At 51.4% G+C, this 25685-nt stretch carries 24 protein-coding genes; 10 read left to right on the top strand and 14 right to left on the bottom strand.

All coding sequences use genetic code 11. The features are described 5' to 3' along the window. Window positions 1-16 precede the first annotated feature (16 nt). From F7P81_RS00755 to purF, 3 genes are all read right to left on the bottom strand, one after another. Window positions 17-565, bottom strand: coding sequence for an AAA family ATPase (locus tag F7P81_RS00755; protein ID WP_151158047.1), 549 nt, complete (start codon window positions 563-565; stop codon window positions 17-19). A 189-nt stretch (window positions 566-754) separates the two neighbouring features. Further along, window positions 755-1495, bottom strand: coding sequence for an SDR family NAD(P)-dependent oxidoreductase (locus tag F7P81_RS00750; protein ID WP_151158045.1), 741 nt, complete (start codon window positions 1493-1495; stop codon window positions 755-757). Window positions 1496-1556: 61 nt separating this feature from the next. Continuing rightward, window positions 1557-3131: an amidophosphoribosyltransferase gene (gene purF, locus F7P81_RS00745; protein WP_022712195.1), complete on the bottom strand. Its 1575-nt coding sequence runs from the start codon at window positions 3129-3131 to the stop codon at window positions 1557-1559. A 455-nt stretch (window positions 3132-3586) separates the two neighbouring features. Between purF and F7P81_RS00740 the strand changes: the two genes are divergently transcribed. After that, complete coding sequence (locus F7P81_RS00740) at window positions 3587-4198, top strand: TetR/AcrR family transcriptional regulator (RefSeq protein ID WP_170265199.1); 612 nt, start codon at window positions 3587-3589, stop codon at window positions 4196-4198. Further along, on the top strand, window positions 4195-5412 hold the full coding sequence (locus F7P81_RS00735; protein WP_151158041.1) for a DUF418 domain-containing protein: 1218 nt from the start codon (window positions 4195-4197) through the stop codon (window positions 5410-5412). Before F7P81_RS00740 ends, F7P81_RS00735 begins: the two co-directional genes overlap by 4 nt. 55 nt (window positions 5413-5467) lie before the next feature. Here F7P81_RS00735 and F7P81_RS00730 read toward each other — a convergent pair whose 3' ends face one another. The 3 genes from F7P81_RS00730 to F7P81_RS00720 form a co-directional block, all read right to left on the bottom strand. Next, window positions 5468-6043: a CvpA family protein gene (locus tag F7P81_RS00730; RefSeq protein ID WP_022712192.1), complete on the bottom strand. Its 576-nt coding sequence runs from the start codon at window positions 6041-6043 to the stop codon at window positions 5468-5470. 300 nt (window positions 6044-6343) lie between these two features. After that, window positions 6344-7747 carry a DNA repair protein RadA gene (gene radA, locus F7P81_RS00725; RefSeq protein ID WP_151158040.1) on the bottom strand — a complete coding sequence of 468 codons (1404 nt, stop codon included), beginning with the start codon at window positions 7745-7747 and terminating at the stop codon, window positions 6344-6346. 11 nt (window positions 7748-7758) lie between these two features. Further along, complete coding sequence (locus F7P81_RS00720) at window positions 7759-9270, bottom strand: replicative DNA helicase (RefSeq protein ID WP_075654624.1); 1512 nt, start codon at window positions 9268-9270, stop codon at window positions 7759-7761. A 304-nt stretch (window positions 9271-9574) separates the two neighbouring features. On the opposite strand from F7P81_RS00720, the gene F7P81_RS00715 reads away from it, so the two are divergent. Next, window positions 9575-10444 carry a hypothetical protein gene (locus F7P81_RS00715; protein WP_151158038.1) on the top strand — a complete coding sequence of 290 codons (870 nt, stop codon included), beginning with the start codon at window positions 9575-9577 and terminating at the stop codon, window positions 10442-10444. 122 nt (window positions 10445-10566) lie between these two features. Here the strand turns inward: F7P81_RS00715 and F7P81_RS00710 are convergent, their stop codons facing one another. The 6 genes from F7P81_RS00710 to rpsF form a co-directional block, all read right to left on the bottom strand. Beyond that, on the bottom strand, window positions 10567-11235 hold the full coding sequence (locus F7P81_RS00710) for a hypothetical protein (protein WP_151158036.1): 669 nt from the start codon (window positions 11233-11235) through the stop codon (window positions 10567-10569). Between the two features lie 202 nt (window positions 11236-11437). Further along, the gene (locus F7P81_RS00705) at window positions 11438-12727 is read right to left on the bottom strand and encodes a cyclopropane fatty acid synthase (protein ID WP_151158034.1); all 1290 of its coding nucleotides are present in this window, start codon (window positions 12725-12727) and stop codon (window positions 11438-11440) included. A gap of 322 nt (window positions 12728-13049) precedes the next feature. Further along, a complete protein-coding gene (gene rplI, locus F7P81_RS00700; RefSeq protein ID WP_022712186.1) occupies window positions 13050-13619 on the bottom strand; it encodes a 50S ribosomal protein L9 in 570 nt (189 codons plus the stop codon). A 42-nt stretch (window positions 13620-13661) separates the two neighbouring features. Continuing rightward, a complete protein-coding gene (locus F7P81_RS00695; protein WP_022712185.1) occupies window positions 13662-14621 on the bottom strand; it encodes a DUF2232 domain-containing protein in 960 nt (319 codons plus the stop codon). A gap of 171 nt (window positions 14622-14792) precedes the next feature. After that, a complete protein-coding gene (gene rpsR, locus F7P81_RS00690; protein ID WP_022712184.1) occupies window positions 14793-15041 on the bottom strand; it encodes a 30S ribosomal protein S18 in 249 nt (82 codons plus the stop codon). Beyond that, window positions 15041-15466 (bottom strand): 30S ribosomal protein S6, encoded by a 426-nt coding sequence (rpsF, locus tag F7P81_RS00685; protein WP_022712183.1) that lies wholly within the window; start codon window positions 15464-15466, stop codon window positions 15041-15043. The genes rpsR and rpsF overlap by 1 nt, the downstream gene beginning before the upstream one ends. A 454-nt stretch (window positions 15467-15920) precedes the next feature. Here rpsF and fabD point away from each other — a divergent pair, with 454 nt between their 5' ends. From fabD to gmk, 7 genes are all read left to right on the top strand, one after another. Next, window positions 15921-16865 carry an ACP S-malonyltransferase gene (gene fabD / locus F7P81_RS00680; protein ID WP_151158032.1) on the top strand — a complete coding sequence of 315 codons (945 nt, stop codon included), beginning with the start codon at window positions 15921-15923 and terminating at the stop codon, window positions 16863-16865. Window positions 16866-16971: 106 nt separating this feature from the next. Continuing rightward, window positions 16972-17709 (top strand): 3-oxoacyl-[acyl-carrier-protein] reductase, encoded by a 738-nt coding sequence (gene fabG, locus F7P81_RS00675; protein ID WP_022712181.1) that lies wholly within the window; start codon window positions 16972-16974, stop codon window positions 17707-17709. Between the two features lie 453 nt (window positions 17710-18162). Continuing rightward, window positions 18163-18399, top strand: a complete 237-nt coding sequence (locus F7P81_RS00670; protein WP_002963616.1) for an acyl carrier protein — start codon at window positions 18163-18165, stop codon at window positions 18397-18399. 308 nt (window positions 18400-18707) lie between these two features. Then, window positions 18708-19970, top strand: a complete 1263-nt coding sequence (gene fabF, locus F7P81_RS00665) for a beta-ketoacyl-ACP synthase II (protein ID WP_151158030.1) — start codon at window positions 18708-18710, stop codon at window positions 19968-19970. Between the two features lie 473 nt (window positions 19971-20443). Further along, window positions 20444-21700 (top strand): endolytic transglycosylase MltG, encoded by a 1257-nt coding sequence (mltG, locus tag F7P81_RS00660; RefSeq protein ID WP_374828107.1) that lies wholly within the window; start codon window positions 20444-20446, stop codon window positions 21698-21700. A gap of 209 nt (window positions 21701-21909) precedes the next feature. After that, the gene (locus tag F7P81_RS00655) at window positions 21910-22839 is read left to right on the top strand and encodes a YicC/YloC family endoribonuclease (RefSeq protein ID WP_116089202.1); all 930 of its coding nucleotides are present in this window, start codon (window positions 21910-21912) and stop codon (window positions 22837-22839) included. A 165-nt stretch (window positions 22840-23004) separates the two neighbouring features. Next, a complete protein-coding gene (gmk, locus tag F7P81_RS00650) occupies window positions 23005-23664 on the top strand; it encodes a guanylate kinase (RefSeq protein ID WP_075654629.1) in 660 nt (219 codons plus the stop codon). Window positions 23665-23716: 52 nt separating this feature from the next. Here the strand turns inward: gmk and rsmA are convergent, their stop codons facing one another. Continuing rightward, complete coding sequence (rsmA, locus tag F7P81_RS00645; protein ID WP_151158028.1) at window positions 23717-24544, bottom strand: 16S rRNA (adenine(1518)-N(6)/adenine(1519)-N(6))-dimethyltransferase RsmA; 828 nt, start codon at window positions 24542-24544, stop codon at window positions 23717-23719. Continuing rightward, the gene (pdxA, locus tag F7P81_RS00640; protein ID WP_151158026.1) at window positions 24545-25588 is read right to left on the bottom strand and encodes a 4-hydroxythreonine-4-phosphate dehydrogenase PdxA; all 1044 of its coding nucleotides are present in this window, start codon (window positions 25586-25588) and stop codon (window positions 24545-24547) included. It lies immediately after the preceding gene. Between the last annotated feature and the right edge of the window lie 97 nt (window positions 25589-25685).

Genomic DNA, 25685 nt, shown 5'->3' with positions numbered 1-25685 from the left:
TGAGCGGGCTTTTTTGTTACGTAAATTCAGCTGTGTGGGCGAGTATAAAATCTGCTCTTGCCTTAACATCTGCCTTAGGCAGTTCCATCAGAGTGAAGCCATAATCTTGATAGACTGAGTGCATAGCCTCAAATGTGCGCTCAGCCTCTTGCAGTGATTGCTTACGCTCTTGGTCTCCCTGATAAATCTCCGGCCAGTGCGGCGCGATGAAAACGGTTTTATTATAGCGAAAGTGCTTCACTGCCTGATGCACATGATCCGGCACAGGCAGGCCGGAAAGGGTGAGGTAACCGGCAATATCGGCCAGCCCGCGGTCAAAGAAATATGGCTTATCAGGTATTGTCTGTGTGGCCAGCAGGTGAGAGCGCATTTCCCATGACAGCATCATTTCCGCGAAAAGTGCGGGATCGAGCCATGGCAAAGCCTTGCCGCTGATTTTGACCTGATCCTGAATGATATGTCGTCCGGCTTCCTGACTATGTTGGTACCCCCGCTGTTTGAGAACATTGAGCAGAGTGGTTTTGCCGGAGCCCGGGCCGCCGGTAAGTATATAAAAATGATCCATAACAGACCCTTCTGTTTTCAGAGAGTTGAAAAAATGGACAGTTCAGAGGGGAAGGCGGCAGGATAAAATGAGGCAGCAGGGAGCTGCGTATAAAAAAGCCGCGAAGAAAATTATTTGATTGAAAAGACAGGATAAAAAACAGTTCTGGCCGGTTATTAATAATCCGGCCAGACGATTATAGACATGTGTTTATGAAGGCATATGATATTGCAGGAATTTATCCTGACGTACATCATAAAGCTGGCCGGTAATGGTCAGCGCCGGATCGACGAGCTGCACAATTTTTGCAGCCACATCGGCCGGATGCGGCAGAGTTTCCGGATCTTCACCCGGCATTGCTTTGGCGCGCATTGCTGTGCGCGTAGCACCCGGATTGACGGAGTTAACCCGCAGCGGCATTTGTTTGGTTTCTTCTGCCCATGAGCGCCCCATCACTTCTACCGCAGCTTTGGAAGCGGCATAAGGCGCCCAGAATGCGCGCGCTGTATGAGCAACGCCGGAGGACATCAGAATAGCACGACCGGCATCAGAACGGCGCAACAGCGGATCAACCGAGCGGATCAGGCGCCAGATTGAGGTCAGATTGGTGCTGATAACATTGTCAAACACCTTGGCTTCCACATGGCCGACCGGAGAGATTGTGCCAAGCACACCGGCATTGGCGACGAGAATATCCAGTTTGCCCCAGCGGTCATTGATAGATGAGCCGAGCAGGTCAAGAGCAGGCATGTCTTTCAGATCAAGCGGGACAAGGGTTGCTGTATTGCCCATTGCCTGAATTTCATCATCCAGCTCTTCAAGGCCGCCGACAGTCCGCGCAACAGCAATCACATGGGCACCGCGTTTCGCCAGTTCCAATGCCAGAAAATAACCGATGCCGCGGGATGCGCCGGTCACCAGTGCTGTGCGTCCGCTCAGATCAAAGCTCATAAAAATCCACCCGTTTCAGTCTGCATAATGTAAAGGCGGCTGAAAGCCGCCTTTTAGAATTTTAGCCGTTGCTGGAAAGTAATGCGAAATTGTGAATATTCGACAATTCTTCCTGATCAACCAGACGGGTCGGATAGTCGCCCGTAAAATAATGGTCGGTAAATTGCGGAGCTTTCGGATTGCGCTTCTCGCCGCCGACCGCCTCATAAAGACCGTCAATGGAGAGGAATTCCAGCGAATCCGCACCGATATAATCGCACATTGCCTGCAGGTCAGGATATTGGTTGGCCAGCAGCTTGTCTGCATCCGGCGTATCAATACCGTAGAAATCCGGATGATGGATCATCGGGGAGGCCACACGGATATGTACTTCCTTGGCTCCGGCATCGCGGATCATTCGCACGATTTTCATCGAAGTAGTGCCGCGCACAATGGAGTCATCCACCAGCACAACGCGTTTGCCTTCAATGATGGCACGGTTTGCGGAATGTTTCAGCTTTACGCCGAGGGCGCGGATCTGCTGTGTCGGTTCAATAAAGGTACGGCCGACATAGTGATTGCGGATAATGCCGAGCTCAAACGGAATGCCGCTGGCTTGTGCATAGCCGATTGCTGCCGGAGTGCCGCCATCCGGCACAGGTACAACAACATCTGCTTCAACCGGAGATTCTTTGGCCAGATTAATGCCGGCGTTTTTACGCGCAACATAAACATTGCGGCCGCCGACAACGGAGTCAGGACGGGCAAAATAGACATATTCAAACAGGCAAACACGTTCCGGCTTCCGGTTCGAGGCCTTGATGGATGTGGTGCTGATAGAGCCGTCTGCCTGTGTTTCGCAGATGATAACTTCGCCATTTTCCACATCACGGATATATTTTGCACCGATAATGTCGAGTGCGCAGGTCTCGGAGCAGAAAATCGGCTTGCCGTCGAGTTCACCCATAACCAGCGGGCGGATACCGACAGGATCGCGCGCTGCAATCAGTTTGGTGCGGGTCATAGCGAGGATCGCATAGCCGCCTTCAACCTGACGGATCGCATCGACAAAACGGTCGCTGGATGACGCAAGGCGCGAACGGGCGATGAGATGCAGCACAACTTCAGAATCAGAAGTGGACTGGCAGATCGCACCGGAGGCAATCAGATGACGGCGCAGGCTCAGACCATTGGTGAAATTACCGTTATGGGCAATGGCGATGCCGCCGACTTCCAGTTCGGCAAATAGCGGCTGCACATTGCGCAGCACAGTTTCACCGGTGGTGGAGTAACGCACATGACCGATCGAAAGATTGCCCGGCAGCTGCTTCAATGTTGCAGGATTGGTGAAGTGATCGCCAACCAGCCCCATGTGACGTTCGGAATAGAAGCGTCCTTCATGATAGGAAACAATACCGGCCGCTTCCTGTCCGCGATGCTGCAGGGCATGAAGGCCGAGAGCTGTCAGCGTTGCTGCATCCTCATGGCCGAGAATGCCAAAGACGCCGCATTCTTCATGCAAGGCGTCTTCATCAAAGGAAAAACGGGAAGAATTATGAAGCGGTTCTGTGCCGCCGCTCTCTCCTGTGTGAGAGGCGCAGATCTTCTGAGAATGATCTGACGAAATATGGGCGGTTTCACCGGAATGACTTATCATAGCCGCTGGGCCTTTCGATTGCAGAGCAATTAAAAATGCTCTCTATCATAAGAGTGCTTTTGCTGCATAGTCCCAAAACCGAAAGCTTTCCGGTTGCAGTGCCATGCAAAAGGAACAATTCAGAGCATTGCGCAGAGTTCAGACGACTGAGGCTCAAAATGCAGCTCTGATGAAAAGTCTGAGCGGGACATCAGGAAGAGGGTGTTCGGGAGACGATTATGTTTTCTGCTGTTCTCAGCAGGAAAATTGCTCCTTCGCAGACATTACTCCCCATATGCCTCTGATTTTCAGCCTCATATATGGCGGTTAGTCCTTAGACACAACAGTTCTCCTCAGGTTTTAAACAATAGCACAATTTGGTCGCAGTCTGTGTGGATTATTTTATCGCTTGCGTAAGCTGTAATTTCAAATTAATAAACCGAGCGTTCAGTCTATTTTAGAGGTGCGCTATGCGCGTGACAGATTCTGAAAAACATCAGGCAAAGAAACAGATGATTTTGGAGGCCGCGAAAGCCTGTTTCGCGGAGCAGGGGTTTCACCAGACCAGCACGGCACAAATTTGTGCGGCGGCAGGCGTCAGCACCGGAAATCTGTTTCATTATTTCGCAAGCAAGAAAGCAATCATCGCTGCGATTGTTGAAGAGGATTTGCAGCAGACCCAGATATTTGTTGCGGCATTGCGCGAGCAGGAAAATCTTGTAACTGCATTGGACGCTTTTTTTGATGTGGTGCTGGATGTTGCTTCCGATACTGCTCAGGCATCGCTGGCTCTGGAAATTGCTGCAGAGGCAGGGCGGGATGCGGAGATTGGTGTTTTGTACCGGCTGAGCACCCGTGTGATGCGTGAGGAACTGGAATATCTGGTCAGTCTCGGAATGGAGCGCGGACAGTTCCGCCGGCAATTTTCTGCCGCGTCGGTTGTGCATTGTCTTATGGTGATGGTGGACGGTATTTTCAGCCGTGTTTCTGTTGATCCGCAATTTAAGCCTCAGGAACAGAAAGCAGCATTGAAAACAATGATGACGGGCGTGCTTGGTCTTGCAAATGGCAGGGAAGCGCAGAAATGAAATCAGATGTCCCGTCTCCGGCTGCAAAGCCTGTATCCCGTATTGCGGATGTGGATGCCCTGCGTGGTTTTGCACTGCTTGGCATTTTGCAGGTCAATATTCTGGCCTTTTCTTCCGTTTTTTACGGGTTTCCAAATAGCGATGCAGAATTAAGCTTTGGTTTTAACGAGTTCGTGCAGTTAATCATCTCAACAATCTTTGAGATGAAATTCTATCTGCTGTTCTCTTTTCTGTTCGGCTATAGCGTCACGCTGCAAATGCAGTCGGCAGAGCGTGCCGGAGAGGCTTTTATTCCGCGTTTTTTACGGCGTCAGGCCGGTTTGTGGATTGTCGGTCTGCTGCATGCAGTTCTGCTTTTCCACGGCGATATTCTCACAACCTATGCTGTGCTCGGCGTGGTTTTATTATATTGGCGGAACAAGCCGGACAACACGTTGATTAAAGCTGCGGTGTGGCTGATTGGTTTAACGGCATTGCTCTGGCTGTTGGTCGGCGCTTTGTTCTGGAACCCGGATCAGACAGACATTGCTGAACTCTTAGCTGAAGCGCAGCTGGCTCATACAGCCTATAGCGGCAGTTTTAGCGCAGTTATCATGCAGCATATAACAGAGCTGCAAACCATGTGGATTTTGCTGTTATTGATACAGGTGCCTTGTGCACTGGCTATGTTCTTGCTCGGTTTTCTGGCAGGCAGGCACCAGTTTCTCGCGCAACCGGAGCTGTACAGGCCTTATCTGAAACCGGCAATAAAAGCCGCTATCATGATCGGTTTGCCCGCATCGGTACTGACTGCGCTGACAGGTTTGTTTGCAAGCGGTACAGAATGGGAAGTGTTTGGTCTGGCATTAACCCTTGTAACGGCGCCGCTGCTGACTTTTGGTATAATCGCACTGATGCTCCGGCTTTTCGGCGCAAAACATGGCCAGTTCTGGCGCGATGCACTGGCTCCGGCGGGGCGTATGGCGCTGTCCAATTATCTGCTGCAATCGCTGATATGCAGCTTCATTTTCTACGGCTTTGGGCTTGGATTGATCGAGAAAACAACAGCGATTGTCAATGTTCTGATTGGCCTGTCTGTTTTTATTGTTCAGCTATTTGTGAGCCGGTGGTGGATGCGCCATTATTATTACGGGCCGCTGGAATGGCTGCTGAGGGCATTGACAATCGGGCGATGGCCGGATTTTCGAAAGCCGAATGCCAGACTGGGAGTATAACAAAAACGCCGGCAGATTTATCTGCCGGCGTTTTTGTTAAATATGGGAATTGGATTTAGTTTGCCGGTTGAGCCGGTACATCATTCTCAGGCACATCCTGCGCGGAAGGCTGGGTGCCCAATTGCGGCTTCAGGCGCTCAATGATTGCGGTTTCAGGGTCTTCCGGCAGCATATCCACCAGCTGCTGGCCAAGAGAATCCAGCATCGGCTTGGATTTGGCATTGGTGATCCAGCTTGGCTGATCTGTAGCCACAAGCCAGTTGAAGAACAGCATTGCAACCACAACCAGCAGAACGCCGCGTGCCGCACCGAAAATGAAACCCAATGTGCGGTCAAGCGCACCGATACGGCTGTCGATGATGAAATCGGCAATTTTCATGGTGATGATTGATACAACAATCAATGTCACCAGAAAGACTGAACCGGCTGCCGCAATATTCAGAATGGTTTCATTGCTGATATATGGCTGCAGGTAAGGCACGACAGGCTTATAGAAGAAATAGGCGGCCAGAGCTGCCGCAGCCCAGGATGCCACCGAAAGCACTTCGCGCGAAAATCCGCGTACCATGGCCAGAATGGCCGATACGAGGGTTACCCCGATAAGAATTCCGTCTAGCAATGTAATCGGCATCCTGCCTAATTCCTCTGTGTCGGTCTGTCCCTCGGGACATATAATTTCGTGCGGGCATAATTGCCGCAGCTCAAAGATTTACAGTGTCTCGCGTCAGTCCGATAGAGTTGTGACACTTTTGTCGTCGAAAATTAACCTGAATTTCTTTCATAAATCACTAATTCGGGAGCCGATTGCAATTTAAAGCCGTTATAGCCTGTAAAAATTACAGCCTATGTCCGGTTGTTAATGCTCCGCATCCGTTATTTTAAGTTGCAGAGAGCCTATGATTCCCGAGTTTTCTGTTGTGATAGACCTATGCTAATCTCGGTTCTGCGCATTCTTTCCGGGGCCGGAAGCAGCAATTCGTGCCACCAGATCGGGCAGGGAACCGGTTTCTGTCAGCGTGAAATTGTGTGGACGTGACAACTCACCCCCGCCGACAGGCAGAACAGCTTGTTTAAAGCCGAGTTTCTCCGCCTCTTTAATGCGCTGAGCCGCATGAGCTACGGCACGTACTGCACCGGAAAGACTGACTTCACCAAAATAAACGCTATTGGCAGGCAGCGGAATACCGGCAAGCGACGAGACAAGTGCCGCTGCCACAGCCATATCCGCAGCAGGCTCGGAAATACGATAACCACCGGCCACATTGAGATAAACATCATGCTGCCCGAAGCGCACACCGCAATGGGCTTCCAGCACGGCAAGGGTCATGGAAAGACGGCTGTTATCCCAGCCGACAACGGCGCGGCGCGGTGTGCCGAGTGTAGATGGAGCGACAAGTGCCTGAATTTCCACGAGAACAGGGCGGGTGCCTTCCATACCGGCAAAAACCGCAGCCCCCGGAGCCTTTTCATTACGTTCACCGAGAAACAGTTCAGACGGGTTGGAAACTTCCCGCAACCCCTTATCGGACATTTCAAACACGCCGATTTCATCAGTCGGGCCAAAACGGTTTTTGACAGTACGCAGGATGCGGTAATGGTGCCCGCCTTCGCCTTCAAAATACAAAACACCGTCCACCATATGCTCAACCACGCGCGGGCCTGCAATCTGACCTTCCTTGGTCACATGGCCGACCAGCACCACGGCGGCGCCGGTTGATTTGGCATAGCGGATCATCGCCTGCGCACCGGCACGAACCTGTGTTACCGAACCCGGTGCGCTATCGGCCGCATCTGTCCATAAAGTCTGGATGGAATCGATAATCACCAGATCAGGGCGCGGCTTGGTATCAATGGTGGCGAGAATATCCTCGACATTGGTTTCCGCCGCCAGTTCCACGGACGTATCTGCTGCATGCAGACGCTGTGCGCGTAAACGGATCTGTGCCACCGCTTCTTCACCGGATACATAGATGATGCGGTTGCCGCGACGTGCCAATGCGGCCGCAGCCTGTGTGAGCAATGTGGATTTGCCGATACCCGGATCACCGCCGACCAGCAGTGCGGAACCGCGGACAAAACCGCCGCCGGTTACGCGATCCAGCTCACTGATACCGGACTGGATGCGTGGTGCATCTTCAATCTCACCGGAGAGCGTGGTGAGCGCAACGGCACGGCCTTTGCGCATCGCCATTTTGCCCGGACCCGAGCCGATGCCGCCGGATGTGCCTTCTTCGACAAGTGTGTTCCACTCGCCGCAGCCGTCGCATTTGCCTGCCCAGCGCGAATGCGTGGCACCGCAATTCTGGCAGATGAACTGAATCCGGTTCTTGGCCAAGTTATGCTCTTTCAGTGGTCGTCATATTGTTCAGGCAGATAAGTGCCTTCGGCCAGATCGGTAAAGCGCGTGAATTCCGACTGGAAGGCAAGCTTTACAGTACCGGTAGGACCGTGACGCTGTTTGGCGATGATAACATCTGCCGTGCCTTTGACTTTCTCAAAGTGCATTTTCCACTCGTCATATTTCGGATCGAATTCGTCGCGTGGTTCAAGGTTTTTGACGTAATATTCTTCACGATACACGAAGAGCACAACGTCCGCATCCTGCTCGATGGAACCCGATTCACGAAGATCGGAGAGCTGCGGACGTTTGTCTTCGCGGTTTTCTACCTGACGGGAGAGCTGTGACAGTGCGATAATCGGCACATTCAGCTCTTTGCCAAGGGCTTTAAGACCTGTGGTGATTTCGGTAATTTCCTGCACGCGGTTCTGCGCGGAGGCTTTTGAAGAACCGGTCATCAGCTGAATATAGTCAATCACCAGACAATCAAGGCCGCGTTGACGCTTGAGGCGGCGGGCACGCGCAGACAACTGCGCAATGGAGATACCACCGGTCTGGTCAATATAGAGCGGAATACGCTGCATCGTCTGTGTACAGGCGATCAGCTTTTCAAAATCGGTTTCCGAGATTTCACCGCGGCGGATTTTGGATGAGGAAACCTCTGTCTGCTCGGAAATAATACGGGTTGCCAGCTGTTCGGCGGACATTTCGAGCGAGAAGAAGCCGACCACACCACCATTGATGGCTTTCATTGAGCCGTCTGCCAGCTGTTCACCCTGATAGGCAGCGGCAATATTGAAAGCGATATTGGTGGCAAGGGAGGTCTTACCCATACCCGGACGCCCCGCCAGCACGATCAAGTCGGAAGACTGCAAGCCACCCATCTTACCATCCAGCATGTGGATGCCGGTGGAAACACCGGAGAGGTGCCCGTCACGCTGGAAGGCTACACCCGCGAGATCAATCGCGGTTTTAACGGCTTCGTTGAAAGGCTGGAAGCCGCCGTCATAGCGACCGGTTTCTGCCAGTTCAAACAGGCGGCGTTCCGCATCTTCGATCTGGCTTCGCGGTGCCATATCGACCGGCGCGTCATAGGCGACATTGACCATTTCCTCACCGATGCCGATTAGCGAGCGGCGTGTGGCAAGATCATAGATCGCGCGGCCATAATCTTCCGCATTGATAACGGTTACTGCTTCAGCGGCAAGGCGCACCACATATTGAAACACAGTCATGTCGCCGACTTTATCATCGGCAGGCAGGAAGGTTTTCATGGTCACCGGATTGGCCATTTTACCAACGCGGATCAGCTCGGACGCCAGTTCATAAATACGGCGATGCAGCGGGTCGTAAAAATGCGGCGGCTTCAGAAAGTCCGAAACACGGTAAAAAGCATCATTATTAATCAGAATCGCGCCGAGAAGAGCCTGTTCCGCTTCGATATTGTTCGGGGCTTCGCGGTAAAGCGAATTTTGGGTGTCCCGTGTCTCTTCAAGTTTGTGAACAGTCGCGTCAGCCATAAAGTTCTGGATCCTTTGCCGCAATCAAGCGGGAATTATCCGGCAAAAAGCCGGACATCAGAGTCTGTTGAAATATGAGTGTAAACAATCTGCCGGTGCAGTTGAAGCGGCTATACCATGATTCACAGCGATTCACAGGCTGCAGCTGTGTGTTAGGATTTTAATAATTTCAGAATTCAGAATAATATTTTATTGCTTTATCTCGTAATTTTTACAGTGTTTTATCGTCAAAATATAGTATATTTTATATTTCTTGTTCAATTTATAATATTTAATATTTTTATCTTTGTTTTTTAGGTGTTTAATGACTGATATATTTAATTGGAAACCTGATGATGATCAGATTTATATAAGTGATTATGGATCACAAACTCAATTGGGGAGTGGTGTTGATTTTAATAAATATAATGAAAGATTTTTTATTATGGATGCTAGGGATTGTACTCTGACGCTAAAGGCGACAGAAAACACCAGTCCCAATTTTACAAGCTGGCCTGACAAACGGAGTGGTTCAGGTTACGGTTCACATCCTGAGATTATAGTCCGGCAGGGTGCTTTCCAGTTAATAGGGCTTTCACAGTTCAATTGTGGTTCTTCCGGAGATCCTATTTATCCGGACTTTGTGAATATCAGTGTAAGTGATAGCGGTCATTTTACAGTAGGCTCACAATTTGTATATTTTTCATCCCTTAAAAAAGATTCTGTTGATCAGCCAAAAATCAACGTAACTGAAAATGGCAAATTTGACGTCAATGCGGATTATATATTTGCCAGTTCTGGATGGATTGACGCAGCAGATAATGCGGTTGTAAATTTTACAGCGGCACAGTTTTTCGCTGAATTTGCGAGTGGTCTTCCGACACTTACTCTTCTCCCCCGTTTTACACTGGGAGCTGGAAGTCCGGTATTTAATTTTATAGGAACATCGCCTGATGTGACGATCGTTGATTTTATGTACGAGACTTATCAGGAAGGACTATTTAATTTTAAAAGTGATAGTAAAGGTAAGTTTGTTTTTAAAGGGATCGGTAATGCTTTTCAACAAACAGCTATGTTGAACTACAAGCTTATAGCTGTTGATGGTATTACTGACACAGCATATGTTAAGAGAAAATTGAACATGAACATGACAGATAGTTTTGTTAATGGCGACTTGGTTGTCCAGCTGAAATAAATTTAAAATTGTAAATATAGTGTATCTAAAGTGATCCGGTAAGATTCTACCGGATCATTTTACTGTTTTGATTATCTGTAATAGGTCTGCGGATGTCTAAACTCTAAAGTATATTAACCCGATCAGAGAGCGGTTGACAAAACGGACTGGTGATAGCGGAGCTGGACCTGTCCGGTCAGAAGAAAAATATAGGCTGCCAATTCGCTCAGTTCTTCAAGGTTTTGAGCGGCTGCGCCGGTCAGGCCGGTTGTGAGGCCGAGATGCTCTTCTGCTGCCGTTGAAATCATCATGCACAGCGTTGCCAGCAAAAATGAACCCCATGGCAACCCGCCGGATTGCTGTAATGGTTTGAGCAATTTATGCGAGCCGTTTTTCAGCATCAGAACCGCTAACAGCAAAACAGAGGCAATTAATGCGGGCATGATGGCTGGTTTGTACCAGAGCTGGCGTGATGAGAAGAAAGGGCCAAGCTCGGAAAGGCTGATTGGCTCAAGGAAAACCGCACCCCAGCTCAATTCCCGAACTGCGCAGATAAACCAGATCAATGCCGCACCGCGCCAGAACCATTTCCAGTCTGAACTGCCGGATTTTTGAAAAATCAGTGCCTGTATCATACCCAGAAATAGCAATATTGCCTGAGCATTTTCAACAGGGCCGTTTTCCCACGATGTCCATGCAGGGAGAATGAATGCCAGCGGATAGGAAGCGAGAAGAACCAGTAATCCTGCTGATAAGACAAGCAGGGTTGTTTTATTCAGGCGTGAGTGCAGCTTGGTTTGCACGCTGGGCATCAGATATTTATCCCTTGAAACAACAGCGCTCCGAAAGATGCGATGCAGGTTTCAGGTAAAAGAGCGCGTAAAAGCAAACAGATAAATGTCTGAAGCGCACCAGCGGTGCAATCGCCGGAACTTCACAATCTCTTGATAAAAACTTTATGAGTAACAGAGTGTCGTCAATTTGTCACAAAACTGCAGCCCGTTGACCCGCGCTTTAATAAACCAGATGTTTCGGGCTGGCTTTCTCGCTGCTACTGTCATTACAGGCTTTGAATTTGCGCATTTCCAGTCGCTTAAGCCGCTTTTCCTCTTGCTCAATATAATTACGGGTTAGCGGCACAGCGTCCTGTCTGTGTGCAAGCTGTATCTGAAACACCATCATATTCTGCCAGCGGAAGGCGGATTCCGAGCCTGCCAGATAAAACTCCCACATCCGGCAAAAACGCTCATCATAAATGGCTTTTGCTTTATCGCGGTTCGCCATGAAAGCTTCACGCCATGCTTTGAGCGTTTCCGCATAATGCAGGCGGAGAATTTCGATATCCGTTATAATCAGTCCCGCATTTTCAATATGCGGCAGGACTTCCGAGAGGGAGGGGATATAGCCGCCGGGGAAAATATATTTACGGATGAACGGATTGGTGACGGAAGGCTCGTCACTGCGGCCGATAGAGTGCAGCAGCATGGAACCATCCGGTTTTAACAGCCGCGCAACCTGCTGAAAAAATTCGGCATAATGGGTAACTCCTACATGTTCAAACATGCCGACAGAGCTGATCCGGTCGAATTGCTGGTTCAACTCGCGATAATCCTGCAACAAAAACTGTGCCTGTTGATTCAGCCCGCGCGCTTTTGCCCGTTGATTGGCAATCTGGAACTGCTCCTGAGACAGGGTTACACCGGTAACATCAGCATCAAGAAATTCTGCAAAATACAGACCTAATCCGCCCCAGCCGCAGCCGATATCCAGTAATTTATCCTCGGGTTTGATTTGCAGCTTGGCCGCAATATGCCGCTTCTTTGCCAGTTGTGCTTCCGCAAGGCTGGTCTGCGGCGTTTCAAAATAGGCGCAGGAATATTGCTTGTCGGGATCAAGAAACAGATCATACAGTTCGCCACTCAGATCATAGTGCCGTTGCACATTTCTGGAAGAGCGTGCCAGCGTGTTCATTTGCTGTAATGGTCTGAAAATTTTGCGTAATCTGGTTAGGATACGCATCCACGGCTCTTTTGCCGCCGTAGGGCCGGTATTCTCAAAGACCAGCCGGAGAAAGCTGTAAATATCGCCTTCCGGAAAACTGATATCCCCGTCCATGAAACATTCGCCAAGCTTCAGTTCCGGATCAAGAGCGATCGCTCTTTCCGCCGCTTTATTGTGAAAGGCAAGCGTGACACGCGGCGCAGTGCCGTTGCCGTAAGTGTGTGTCGTGCCATCGGCAAATTGTACTTTAAGATCGCCGCTTGAGATCAGCTTGTTCAGAACCGAATGCAGCATGCTACTCATGTCTCATCCTCCTCCGATCTTGCAGAACCGGTTGAGCGGCGGATGAAGCGGCGGGTTTCCGCGCCTGTATCCGCCTTTCGAGCATTTCCAGAAAAAGTGCAAAGCGGTTTTTCGCTGGATAATGCGTCAATACAAAGAGCTAAACACGGTACAGCGCTTTAAGAATAGCCGGTTTTATTGTTCTGGAAAGAGCGGGGCAGAAATAATTACGGAGAGTGTAATCATTTTCGCGTGATGGTTTCATAAATAAACGGGCAATAAAAAAGCTGCACCGGATGTCCGGTGCAGCCTTTCAGATACGAAATCTGTAGGAAAACGCTGATTATGCGTTTTCTTCGCCATCGAAGTCTTCGTCGAAAACTTCTTCAGCCAGAGGCTCTTCTTCGATGCCGTAGATAGCAGCAGCAGTCGACAGATCTTCACCTTTTTCCTGACGCAGAGCTTCGTCAGCTGTACGTGCGATATTGATGGTGATTGTGGCCGATACTTCCGGGTGCAGAACGATCGAGATTGTGTGAATACCGATTGTCTTGATCGCGTGGTTCAGGTCAACCTGGTTGCGGTTCAGCGAGAAGCCTTCAGCAGTTACAACATCAGCAACGTCACGTGTCGAAACCGAACCGTACAGCTGACCGGTTTCACCAGCCGAGCGAACAACGATGAAGCTCTTGCCGTCCAGCTTGTCAGCAACGGCCTGTGCTTCGGTTTTGCGTTCCAGATCACGGGCTTCGAGCTGAGCGCGCTGGGATTCAAAACGAGCCATGTTGGCTTCGTTGGCACGCAGTGCCTTGCCCTGCGGGAGCAGGAAGTTACGGGCAAAGCCGTCTTTTACAGTAACAGTATCGCCCATCTGACCGAGGCGGCTGATGCGTTCAAGCAGGATAACTTTCATTGGACTATTCCTTGAGTGTTTAAGTTCTGAATGTGTTTATGGTTATGAATTCTGGGACGGATCTTTGGAGAGCGGAGCGCCGCGCGATGTATCGAGCAGGCCGAATACCAGAAAGATCAGTGCAGAGAATGCGAAGATGATGAGCAGGAAATAGGCAAGCCACAGGGCAAACGGACGCCATGTGGCACCGCGTGTCCGCCAGTGAATAATTGCCAGACCGGCCATGATAAAGCCCGCAGCAAGCGCACCAGCAAAAGTGGTGGCGATCATGCTTGCAGGGCCGGACAGGAACATGGAGCCGGCAAAGGTCAGTGCAAAAACCAGCAGAGCAGGGCGCGGCATGCGCAATGTTGCAGGCCAGTTATCGCGCGGGCGGCGCAGCACGCCGGAGCGTTCAGTGATGCGCAGCGCGAGATAGAAATTAGCGGTCAGGAACATCAGGCTGGTTGCAGCCTGAATGGCAGGCAGACCGAACAGCAGAAACTGCTGCAGCATTTCACGGAAATCGTCGCTTGCATTGAACTGCGGATCAGAAGCCTGCAGGCTTGCGATCATCGCACCGGTCAGTTCACGCACCATTTCTTCGCCATAGCCGATAATCGAGCCGACGATGATGAAGCTGACAGAAATCAGAAGTGCGAGGCGGAACATAATGTCCGGCAGCGGATACCAAACCAGTGCATCTTTAGGGCCGCCCAGTTCCTGAGCAGGTCGCGCAAGACCAGCAAGATAAGCGCCGGTTGCAGCAGGGATGAAACTGGTGAGGGCAATCAGAACCGCAACCATAGGCGCGGCGAAAATCGCAACGGCAATGCTCGCTGTCGCAGCGGCAATCAGGCCTGCGGCAGTGCCCCAGCCAAGTGCGGCGATAAAAATAGGAAGAGGGGTGAGGACATAGAGAACCATAGCAAGGCCGGATTGAACCAGCACGCCGGACGCCAGCAGCGCGGCTGCAAGCCCCGCAAGAACACCGGTTCCGATATGTTTGCTATTGTAATTCATCTTAATCCTGCTGTCCTGCCCGGAAGTTTCCGGTTGCAGTTAGAGAACGATCGCTTCAGCGCTCTGTTCCCAACCTGACCTTGCGGCCACTAAATCATTTATTCCGGTTTTTAATGCCCCGGTGCATCAGAAATGAACCGGGGTGTGCGGACACACCCCGAATCAAAAATCTTATTTCACAACATATGGCAGCAGGCCGAGGAAACGTGCACGCTTGATCGCTTTTGCGAGTTCGCGCTGTTTCTTCTGGCTTACAGCTGTAATGCGGGAAGGAACGATCTTGCCGCGTTCAGAAATGTAACGCTGCAGGAGTTTGATGTCCTTGTAATCGATCTTCGGTGCGTTAGGACCTGTGAATGGGCAGGTCTTACGACGACGATGGAACGGACGACGGGTCGGGATCTGATTGATATCAACCATTATTCTTCTCCTTCACCGGCAGATTCGTTGTCGCGTGGACGACGCGGACGGCGTGGACGATCGTCATCACGGCCGAAACGGTCTTCACGTTCACGACGGTCATCACGACGGCTCAGCATTGCTGACTGGCCTTCTTCGTGTTCTTCAACACGAATGGTCATGAAGCGGAGAACGTCTTCGTTAATACGCATCTGGCGTTCCATTTCAGCAACTGCAGCAGCAGGAGCATCGATGTTTACCAGTGTGTAGTAAGCTTTACGGTTCTTTTTGATACGATAAGTCAGAGGACGCAGTCCCCAGCTTTCGATTTTCCCGACTTTACCACCGTTAGCTTCAAGAACGCCCTTGTACTGTTCTACCAGTGCGTCAACCTGCTGCTGCGAGATATCCTGTCGGGCAAGGATCACATGTTCATAAAGAGCCATTGTCTTTGCCTTTCTTCAAAAAACCACCATCCGGATCAACGGCTAAGCCTCTGCGACTTGTCTATATCCGTAAAACGGAGAAGAAAGGACGCGGGTCGAGACGATCGAGAGCGGAGACACGGGAGGTTGAAATCGCTAGAATTTCTCCGGATATTTAAATCCGGCCTCCGTTCAGCCCCCAGCTGATGCCGGACAATGACGAGTGCCTATTAGTGGCTTTTTGAAAATTTTGCAACCGGCAAAAGCAAAGCTATGCGTGTTGTGCCGCTTATGCAGGCAAAAACACGGGTTATCGCAGCGGCGTATACGGGTTTTCAGGCGCGAAGACTTGACTTGAAAGCGGCTGAAAGGCACAGGGCGTTGCAGTTATAGATAATTTTATCGTATCCGCAGAGGCAATATAATATATATGTGTGCGGATCGCCAAACACAGATACAAAATAAAGAGGCTTTAATGACTGTAGCATTTACATTTCCGGGACAGGGCAGTCAGGCTGTCGGTATGGGCAAGGCTTTGGCTGAAACCTATCCGGAAGCGCGCGCTGTTTTCGAAGAAGTTGATGATGCGCTCGGTGAAAAACTCTCAACCCTGATGTTTGAAGGGCCGGAAGACCAGCTGACGTTGACAGCAAATGCCCAGCCTGCGCTGATGGCAGTTTCAATGGCTGTTATGCGGGTGCTGGAGTCACAGGGACTGAAGCTGCAGGATAAAGTCGCTTATGTTGCCGGTCATTCGCTCGGCGAATATTCGGCTCTGTGCGCTGCCGGTACATTCTCCATTTCCGATACTGCCCGCTTGCTGCGTATCCGCGGCAATGCAATGCAGGCTGCCGTGCCGGTCGGTGAAGGCGCCATGGCTGCAATCATCGGACTTGAACATGCTGATGTTTTTGCAATCTGTGAACATGCTTCCGCAGAAGGTTCTTGCCAGATCGCTAATGATAATGGCGGCGGTCAGCTGGTTATTTCCGGTTCCAAAGCGGCTGTTGAGCTGGCTGCAAAGCTGGCTTCAGAGCGCGGTGCAAAACGCGCAATCATGCTGCCGGTCTCCGCACCATTCCATTCCAGCCTGATGGCGCCTGCTGCCAATGCCATGCGTGAAGCGCTGGCAACTGTTAATAAGCAGGCACCTGTTGTGCCGGTAATCGCCAATGTGCGCGTTGCTCCGGTTAAGGATCCTATCGAAATTGCTGATCTGCTGGTTGAGCAGGTCACAGGTCAGGTGCGCTGGCGCGAGACCGTTGAATGGTTCGCAGGCCACGGCGTGACAACGCTTTATGAAATCGGTTCCGGCAAGGTGCTGACCGGCTTGGCACGCCGCATCTCCAAAGATGTAACCGGTGTGACTGTCGGCACTGCTGAAGAGATTGATGCTGTCCTGCAAGCTCTGCTTGCATAACTTAAGATGCAGACGCTGCTGGCGTAATCGCTCAGATTTTGAAGCGCTGAAAATAATGTTATAAAGCGGACGAAGATTGTCCGCGTATCAGATTCAAGAGGATTTCATGTTTGATCTGACTGGCCGTAAGGCTCTCGTAACCGGTGCAACCGGCGGTATCGGTGAAGAAGTAGCACGCGCGCTGCATGCACAGGGCGCTATTGTTGCTCTGCACGGCACCCGCGTTGAAAAGCTGGAAGCGCTGGCCAAAGAGCTGGGCGAACGCGCTTATATCTTCCCTGCGAACCTTTCCGACCGTGAAGAAGTGAAGGCGCTTGGTCAGGCTGTGGAAAAGCAGCTCGAAGGCGTCGATATTCTGGTCAATAATGCCGGTATTACCCGTGATGGTCTGTTTGTACGTATGAGCGATGCAGACTGGGATGCGGTGATCGAAGTGAACCTGACTTCCGTATTCGGCCTGACCCGCGAGCTGACCCATCCGATGATGCGCCGCCGTTTTGGCCGTATTATCAATATTACATCCATCGTCGGCGTAACCGGTAATCCGGGACAGGCAAACTATTGCGCTTCTAAGGCCGGTATTATCGGCTTCTCCAAATCGCTGGCTCAGGAAATTGCTTCGCGCAATGTGACTGTGAACTGCGTTGCTCCGGGCTTTATTGAGTCGGCTATGACCGACAAGCTCAATGAGAAGCAAAAAGACACAATCATGTCGGCTATCCCGATGAAGCGCATGGGGCAGGGTGCTGAAATTGCATCGGCCGTTGTCTATCTGGCAAGTAATGAAGCCGCTTATGTGACAGGCCAGACCCTGCACGTAAATGGCGGTATGGCCATGATCTGATGAAGATCCGGCCGGTTTCTGAACGGTTCCGGCCGGAATAATGATGAATAAAAGAACTTTAAAAAGCTGATAATACAGCAATAAAGCTCTTTTTTCTGTTGTTTTAACGGTTTTTGCTCTGTTTCGCTGTGGTTGCTTGTTAAAATGGACTTTGCCAAACAGCAGAACCGTGATAATGCCCCGAATATTGCTACGCTGCATGTTTTATGCTTCGTGGCGGCTGCAGAGATAAAATATGATTGCGCTTCAACGGCGCAGCAGTTAAATCGCTGCAACTGAAATATATTGTATAATGCGTCTGAAATGCATTTCTGTTTCAGGCATTATGCAGTAGGAATATCCACAGGATGCTTTTCATTGTGATGAATGTTGCAATGGTGAGTTATCTTAACACTTGATTACAATCAGCCATGCCGCTACCAAGGCTATGGTATTAACAGGTCGAGGTCCGACATGAGCGACACCGCAGAACGCGTCAAGAAAATCGTTGTTGAACATCTGGGCGTAGATGCCGATAAAGTAACTGAAGGCGCAAGCTTCATTGATGATCTGGGCGCAGACAGCCTGGACACAGTTGAGCTGGTAATGGCTTTCGAAGAAGAATTCGGCGTAGAAATTCCTGATGATGCAGCTGAAACCATCCTGACGGTCGGCGACGCTGTTAAATTCATCGATAAAGCTTCTGCCTGATTATTTGTATAATCGGCAGGCAGATATCGGGCCGGAAGATCATATCTTCCGGCCCTTATCGTTTGAAGCGCGGAAAATATTTGAATAAGGCTCAGGCAATGTTTTTACTGCCTTTATGCCGGTCAGACAGTTCTGTTTGCGGATCTGTAATTAACCACTCCACAAAAGCGCTGTAACAATCTATTAATTCTGCGTAATTCTAACCCTTGATCGATTCCGGTCGAGATATTACGCGGTTGATTAATCTGTGCCGCCTGCCGTTGGCGAAGACCAGCGAGAAACAGGGTCAGGTGCAGGGAAGGATACATATGAGAAGAGTCGTCGTTACCGGTCTTGGCCTGGTGTCACCTTTGGCAAATGGTGTTGAAGAAACCTGGAAGCGTTTGCTCGCCGGCCAAAGCGCAGCGCGCCGCGTGACCGAATTCGAAGTTGACGACCTTGCCTGTCAGATTGCCTGCCGTATTCCTGTCGGCGATGGCACGGACGGCACATTCAACGCTGATCTCTATATGGAACCGAAGGAACAGCGCAAAGTTGATCCTTTCATCGTCTATGCGGTCGGTGCTGCCGATCAGGCACTGGATGATGCGAACTGGCATCCGGAAAGCGATGAAGACCAGATCCGCACCGGCGTGCTGATCGGTTCCGGTATCGGCGGTATCGAAGGTATTGTTGAAGCCGGTTATACGCTGCGCGACAAAGGTCCACGCCGTATTTCGCCTTTCTTCATTCCGGGTCGCCTGATCAATCTGGCTTCCGGCCATGTTTCAATCAAGCACAAGCTGCGCGGCCCGAACCACTCCGTGGTCACAGCCTGCGCAACCGGTACACATGCTATTGGTGATGCTGCCCGTATGATTGCTTTCGGCGATGCCGATGTAATGGTTGCCGGTGGTACAGAATCGCCGGTCAGCCGTATTTCTCTGGCCGGTTTTGCTGCCTGTAAAGCGCTCTCCACCAAGCGGAATGATGATCCGACAGCGGCATCGCGCCCATATGATGAAGACCGCGACGGTTTCGTTATGGGTGAAGGTGCAGGCGTTGTGGTTCTCGAAGAGCTGGAACATGCGCTGGCACGCGGTGCGAAAATCTATGCGGAAGTGATCGGCTACGGCATGTCCGGCGATGCTTATCACATCACTGCACCAAGCGAGAACGGTGAAGGCGCACAGCGCTGCATGGAAGCCGCGTTACGCAGCGCCAAAATCACACCGGATGCCGTTGATTATATCAATGCTCACGGCACATCGACCATGGCTGATACGCTCGAGCTGGCAGCAGTTGAACGCGTTGTCGGAGATTCAGCCTCGAAGATTTCTATGTCTTCGACCAAATCCTCGATCGGTCACCTGCTCGGTGCAGCGGGGGCGGCAGAAGCGATTTTCTCGACACTGGCAATCCGCGATAATATTGCGCCTGCTACACTCAATCTCGACAATCCGTCGGTCAGCACCAAGATCGATCTGGTGCCGCATAAGCCACGCGCTCGTCAGATTGATGTTGCTGTGTCGAACTCGTTCGGCTTCGGCGGCACCAATGCTTCGCTGATCCTGCGCCGCTATCAGGCCTGATACAGCATTTTAGCTGATGGAGTGAAAAGGCCGCTTTCAGTGAAGGCGGCCTTTTATTAAGAGCCTGTACCGCGACGGGTGAGGCCGTTTTTGAACAGCAGACGCAGGCAATCCGTATTTCAGATCAAAATACTCTCTTAAATATGGATTCTTTCTGTCGAAAGCTTTGTTCACGGGTTGCGACATTCGTGCTTTTGCCGCAATTATTGTGCCCATTGAGTGAAGAAACTAAAAATACAGATTAATCGGCTCAGGCCCTTGGTTTTCATTGCCATCGGGTCGAGTTGAACCGGAGTGTAAGTGTGACGTCAGACCAATCATCTGAAAATAAATCTGCTGGTCAGCCTGCCGTTTCTGATAGCGCTGTTCAGAATAGTGCGTCACCATCTCATGCGGGGAGCGCTGCTTCTGCGAGCGCGCATAAGCCTGTTACCTCCGATGAAAATGCAATTGTTGCACCGGTTTCTCCGGAAATCGCCGCAGCACCAGCTGCGCCTGCTTCAGCTCCGGTGTCACCATCGGCACCAGCCCAGCCGCAAGCTGCCGTACAAGCTGAAAAAACTGCGGCACCGGATGCGGCTGAACCGGCAACAGGGCCTTTGGTTCTGAAATCGGCAAGCGAAGCACTGCGTCCTGAACCGGGCACACCGCCGCCGCCGAAAAAGCGCAAGCGTTCGCGCCATGCCCGCAGCCAGATTGTGGTTTTTGCCAATTTCATGCTGTCTATGCTGGTCTTTCTGGTGATCGGCATGGGTGCCTTGTTCTATTTCGGCAAGGTTCAGTTCACGACTGAAGGGCCGCTGTCACAGGATTCGACATTCTTTGTGAAGCGCGGCAGCGGCATCATTGAAATTTCCGATCAGCTGGAACGCGCAGACCTGATTACCGATGCGCGGATTTTCCGCTATGGCGCACGCGCTTATGGTCTGGAAAAGAGCATGAAGGCCGGTGAATATGCCATTCCTGCCCGTGCATCCATGCGTGATATTATGAATATCTTTGTTGAAGGTAAGTCGCTGATGCATTCAGTGACCATTCCTGAAGGCCTGACCGTCCAGCAGATTTTCGACCGAATTGCCAATAGCGAATTGCTTTCCGGCGACCTGCCGAAAGAACTGCCGGTTGAAGGCAGTCTGGTAGCAGATACGCTGAGCTTCACTCGCGGCACACCGCGTGAGGAAGTGGTCAATCGCCTGAAAACCGCGCAGAGCAAACTGGTGGATGAAGTCTGGGCCAAACGCCGTGACGGTCTTCCGGTCAAAGACAAGAACGAATTTGTGACATTGGCTTCCATCGTTGAGAAGGAAACCGGCGTGGCATCCGAGCGTCCGCATGTGGCTTCGGTTTTCGTAAATCGTCTGAATACCGGTATGCGCCTGCAATCCGATCCGACAATTATTTACGGTATTTTCGGCGGACGCGGCAAACCTGCAGACCGCCCGATCTATAAGTCGGATATCGAAAAAGAAACTGCCTATAATACCTATATTATCAAAGGCCTGCCGCCGACACCGATTGCCAATCCGGGACGCGATGCTCTGGAGGCTGTTGCTAATCCGCTGGATACTCAGGACCTGTATTTCGTGGCAGACGGTACCGGTGGCCATGTCTTCGCGGCAACGCTGAAAGAGCACAATGAAAATGTGCGTAAATGGCGTGAGGTTGAGCGTCAGCGCAAGGAAAATCCGGCGGCAGGAACAAATGGCACTGCACCAACGCCGGCTCCGTAAAGCTTGTAATTAAAGCGTATCCCGAAAAGTGTGAAGCGGTTTTCGGATAAGATACGCGTAGAAACAAATAGATAGAGCGGCTCCAGCGATTTAACATTAACTGGACCGCTCTAAATATACAGATAAAATATGATGCCGTCCGGCCATCCGGACGGCATTTTTGCAAAAGCCGCTTTCAAAGATAAACGGCGCAGATAACGGGTTTTAAGATGACAGTACAGAGCATGACCGGTTTCGCCCGCCACACAGCGACATTCATGTCGGGGGCGGATGAGAATGCGCAGACACGGATCAGCTGGGAAATTCGTTGTGTGAACGGTAAAGGGCTTGATGCCCGCTTTCGTATTCCGAACGGTTTTGATGATCTTGAACTGCAATTGCGCACGGCTTTGGGGCGCATTTTTGCCCGCGGATCGTTTCAGGTCAGCCTGACAATTGAAGAGCCGGAGGCGCAGACAGCGCTGGTTATCAATGAGGCTTTGCTGAGCAAAGTTATGCAGACAGCGCAGCAGTTGCAAAACCAATATGGTCTGGCACCTGCCAGTGTGGATGCCGTGCTGAATTTACGCGGTATTCTGGAGCCGCCGCAGACCTTGAGCGACGATGCAGGTAAAGCGGCTTTGAAAGCCGTATTGCTGTCATCCTTTGATGAAGCACTGGATGCGCTGAAACTGATGCGTTTGCAGGAGGGTAAGCGCCTGTCCGATCTGCTTGGCAGCCATGTTGACCGGATTGCGGAACTGGCAGTGCAGGCGCGTCAGGATACGTCGCGCAGTGCTGAGGCGATCCGTGAACGCCTTGCGGGGCAGGTGGCATTGCTGCTGGATGCTATGAACAGCAATCGCAGTGCGGCGATCGTGCTGGACGAACAGCGTCTGCATATGGAAGCAGCATTTCTTGCCACCAAAGCGGATATTCAGGAGGAACTTGACCGGCTGGATATGCATGTGGCTGCGGCGCATAAATTGCTCAGCGACGGCGGCCCTGCGGGGCGTAAGCTCGATTTTCTGTCGCAGGAATTCAATCGCGAAACCAATACGCTGTGTTCAAAATCCAATGCGGCCAGCATTACTGCAATCGGTCTTGAGCTGAAAGCGGTTGTCGATCAGTTCCGCGAGCAGGTACAGAACCTCGAATAGTAAAGATTGCAAGCGTTTCCGCTCCGCGTATAGTGAAGATCAGGTAATGCTTTAATAACTAAAAAACGCCGCAATTGCTGTGAAAAGAGAGAACAAAAGAGACATCATTGCGGCGCAATGATATCAGACATAGCAGTGAATAGAGAATCTGGAGCAGAATAGATTATGGCCATCTCCTTCGTGGAAAATGCTGTCGCACGACGCGGCCTTATGTTGGTCATTTCTTCGCCGTCAGGCGCGGGTAAGTCAACGATTGCACGTTTGTTGCTGGAAGACCGCGATATGGATCTTTCCCTGTCCGTCAGCGTGACAACCCGTCAGCGCCGCGCCAGCGAGATTGAGGGCGTTCACTATCATTTTAAAAGCGTGCGTGAATTCGAGCGTCTGCGTGACAGCGATGCCCTGATTGAATGGGCAGAGGTGCATGGCAATTATTACGGAACACTGCGTGAGACTGCGGAAAACGCCTTGGCAGACGGTCGTGACATGTTGTTTGACATTGACTGGCAGGGCGCGGAACAGCTTCAGGCCAAAATGCCGGCCGATGTCGTATCGATCTTTATTCTGCCGCCGACCATGAAAGAACTTCAGATGCGCCTGAACCGCCGTGCGGAAGATACGCCTGAAGTGATTGAAACACGTCTGAACAATGCGCGTTTTGAAATCCAGAAATGGAGCAAATATGATTACATTGTTATCAATGAAGATCTGAACCAGTCCTATGCCGCTGTGAAGTCCATTGTCATGGCTGAGCGTCTGCGCCGCGACCGTCGTCCGGGTCTGTTTGAATTCGTGAACGGTTTGCTGGAAGAGCAGCCTTCTTAATTTCTCAATAAGTCTGAAAAGAAAAACCGCCGTAAGGCGGTTTTTTTATATCTCAGAGCTGGTTTGCCAGATGCACAAATTCTTCGACACTCAGTGTCTCTGCACGGCGCGTCGGATCAATGCCTGCTTTATTGAGCAGGGTTTCACCACCAAGCGGCTTGAGGCTTTGGCGCAGCATCTTGCGGCGCTGCCCGAATGCCGCTTGTGTTACCCGCTCCAGAAGCTGCGGCGGGCAGACCAGCGGCTCTTCCCGCGGGATCATATGCACAACGGCAGACGTGACTTTCGGCGGCGGTGTGAAAGCCTGCGGCGGCAGATCAAAAGCAATTTTAGACTGCGTACGCCATCCGGCCAGGACACCAAGACGGCCATAGGCATCATCACCGGCACGGGCAACAATGCGCTCGGCAACTTCCTTCTGGAACATCAGGGTCATCGAGCTGTAAAAAGGCGGCCATGGCTCACTCAGCAGCCAGCCGATCAGCAATTGCGTGCCGACATTATAAGGCAAGTTGGCGATGATTTTCGGCTTTTTGGCCGGATCAGGAAACAGCGCCTTAAAATCCTGCTGCAAAGCATCACCGGAAATGACACGTAAACGCCCCGGATATTCCGCAGCGATTTCCTCCAGCGCTGGCAGGCAGCGCTCATCACGTTCGATTGCCGTGACAATGCCGCCCTGAGCCAGAATAGCGCGTGTCAGACCTCCGGGGCCGGGGCCGACCTCAATCACCGGCTGATCCTGTAGGTCACCGGCCTGTCGGGCAATTTTGGATGTCAGGTTGAGATCGAGCAGGAAGTTCTGGCCGAGGGATTTTTTGGCATTCAGTTCGTGACGTTCAATCACATCACGCAGTGGCGGCAGATTATCAATGCTCATTCAGTCTTGTGTCCGTTTATGATTATGTGCCAGTTCTGCGGCCAGTTTAAGCGCGGCGATCAGGCTGTCCGGTCGGGCAATGCCGCGTCCTGCAATGTCAAAAGCTGTGCCGTGGTCGGGAGAGGTGCGGATGAAAGGCAGGCCGAGTGTTACATTGACCGTTTCATCAAAGGCCAGCGCTTTGGCAGGAATTAGTGCCTGATCGTGATACATGCAGATTGCCGTATCATAGGTTGTCAGCGCCTGTTTGTGGAACATTGTATCCGCAGGCAGCGGGCCGCGAATATTGATACCCTCGCTTTTAAGCTGTTCAATAGCAGGGCGGATGACAGCATCATCTTCATGGCCGAGCGCTCCGCCTTCACCTGCATGCGGGTTGAGGCCGGAGACTGCAATGCGCGGATTTTTTATGCCAAAGCGCGTGCGCAGATCATGATCGGTAATACGGATGGTTTCAATGATCGCAGCTGTTGTCAGAGCTTCCGGCACTTTATGCAGCGGAATATGAATTGTCACCGGCACAGCGCGCAATTGCGGGCCTGCGAGCATCATGACAGGGCGCACTTCAACCCCGAGATGGCGGGAAGCCAGATGGGCAAGAAATTCCGTATGCCCCGGAAAACCAAAACCGGCTTCGTAAAGCGGTTTCTTGGCGATAGGGCAGGTTGTGACTGCACTGGCCTGACCATCGAGCACATAATGTGTGGCGCGTTCAATCGCTTCGATAATACCGGCGGCATTGGCGGTCTGCGGCACGCCCGGCTTGTCAGTCAGGCGGTTGGCCAGAGGTACAACAGGCAGATAATGGCAAAAGCGCTGTGTTGCTTCAGGCGGCTGGCAGATGCTGAAAGGGATATCAAGACCAAGCTGTCTGGCTCTTGCTGTCAGCAAGGACGGGTCGGCAAGGATAAAAAACGGAGGCAGCGCATGCTTTTCCCGCTGCGCCCATGCGGTGAGGGCAATATCCGGTCCGATACCGGACGGGTCGCCGATGCTCAGAGCAACCGGTGCTATGGAAGCCTCTCCATGCTGCGGAAAAACCATTTTATGCTCCGGTTCTGCTGTGTAATGAGGCCGTAAACAGAAAAATACTTAAATGAGATCAGCCACGCAGAATAATCTCTGCGTGGCTTTTTCAGGT

This window comes from Pseudochrobactrum saccharolyticum (genome assembly GCF_008801715.1).
Taxonomy (GTDB): Bacteria; Pseudomonadota; Alphaproteobacteria; order Rhizobiales; family Rhizobiaceae; genus Pseudochrobactrum; species Pseudochrobactrum saccharolyticum.
The sequence above is the reverse complement of the archived record's forward strand: the minus strand, read 5'-3'. Positions and strand labels throughout refer to the sequence as shown.

Coding starts and splice junctions, on each gene's coding strand:
- rpsR (WP_022712184.1), bottom strand. CDS start 15,041: ATGGTTGATATCAATCAGATCCCGACCCGTCGTCCGTTCCATCGTCGT.
- F7P81_RS00750 (WP_151158045.1), bottom strand. CDS start 1,495: ATGAGCTTTGATCTGAGCGGACGCACAGCACTGGTGACCGGCGCATCC.
- F7P81_RS00720 (WP_075654624.1), bottom strand. CDS start 9,270: ATGGCTGACGCGACTGTTCACAAACTTGAAGAGACACGGGACACCCAA.
- F7P81_RS00695 (WP_022712185.1), bottom strand. CDS start 14,621: ATGAATTACAATAGCAAACATATCGGAACCGGTGTTCTTGCGGGGCTT.
- purF (WP_022712195.1), bottom strand. CDS start 3,131: ATGATAAGTCATTCCGGTGAAACCGCCCATATTTCGTCAGATCATTCT.
- F7P81_RS00730 (WP_022712192.1), bottom strand. CDS start 6,043: ATGCCGATTACATTGCTAGACGGAATTCTTATCGGGGTAACCCTCGTA.
- rpsF (WP_022712183.1), bottom strand. CDS start 15,466: ATGGCTCTTTATGAACATGTGATCCTTGCCCGACAGGATATCTCGCAG.
- F7P81_RS00715 (WP_151158038.1), top strand. CDS start 9,575: ATGACTGATATATTTAATTGGAAACCTGATGATGATCAGATTTATATA.
- pdxA (WP_151158026.1), bottom strand. CDS start 25,588: ATGGTTTTTCCGCAGCATGGAGAGGCTTCCATAGCACCGGTTGCTCTG.
- F7P81_RS00755 (WP_151158047.1), bottom strand. CDS start 565: ATGGATCATTTTTATATACTTACCGGCGGCCCGGGCTCCGGCAAAACC.
- gmk (WP_075654629.1), top strand. CDS start 23,005: ATGGCCATCTCCTTCGTGGAAAATGCTGTCGCACGACGCGGCCTTATG.
- fabD (WP_151158032.1), top strand. CDS start 15,921: ATGACTGTAGCATTTACATTTCCGGGACAGGGCAGTCAGGCTGTCGGT.
- fabG (WP_022712181.1), top strand. CDS start 16,972: ATGTTTGATCTGACTGGCCGTAAGGCTCTCGTAACCGGTGCAACCGGC.
- F7P81_RS00705 (WP_151158034.1), bottom strand. CDS start 12,727: ATGAGTAGCATGCTGCATTCGGTTCTGAACAAGCTGATCTCAAGCGGC.
- fabF (WP_151158030.1), top strand. CDS start 18,708: ATGAGAAGAGTCGTCGTTACCGGTCTTGGCCTGGTGTCACCTTTGGCA.
- F7P81_RS00670 (WP_002963616.1), top strand. CDS start 18,163: ATGAGCGACACCGCAGAACGCGTCAAGAAAATCGTTGTTGAACATCTG.
- F7P81_RS00735 (WP_151158041.1), top strand. CDS start 4,195: ATGAAATCAGATGTCCCGTCTCCGGCTGCAAAGCCTGTATCCCGTATT.
- F7P81_RS00710 (WP_151158036.1), bottom strand. CDS start 11,235: ATGCCCAGCGTGCAAACCAAGCTGCACTCACGCCTGAATAAAACAACC.
- F7P81_RS00655 (WP_116089202.1), top strand. CDS start 21,910: ATGACAGTACAGAGCATGACCGGTTTCGCCCGCCACACAGCGACATTC.
- rplI (WP_022712186.1), bottom strand. CDS start 13,619: ATGAAAGTTATCCTGCTTGAACGCATCAGCCGCCTCGGTCAGATGGGC.
- rsmA (WP_151158028.1), bottom strand. CDS start 24,544: ATGAGCATTGATAATCTGCCGCCACTGCGTGATGTGATTGAACGTCAC.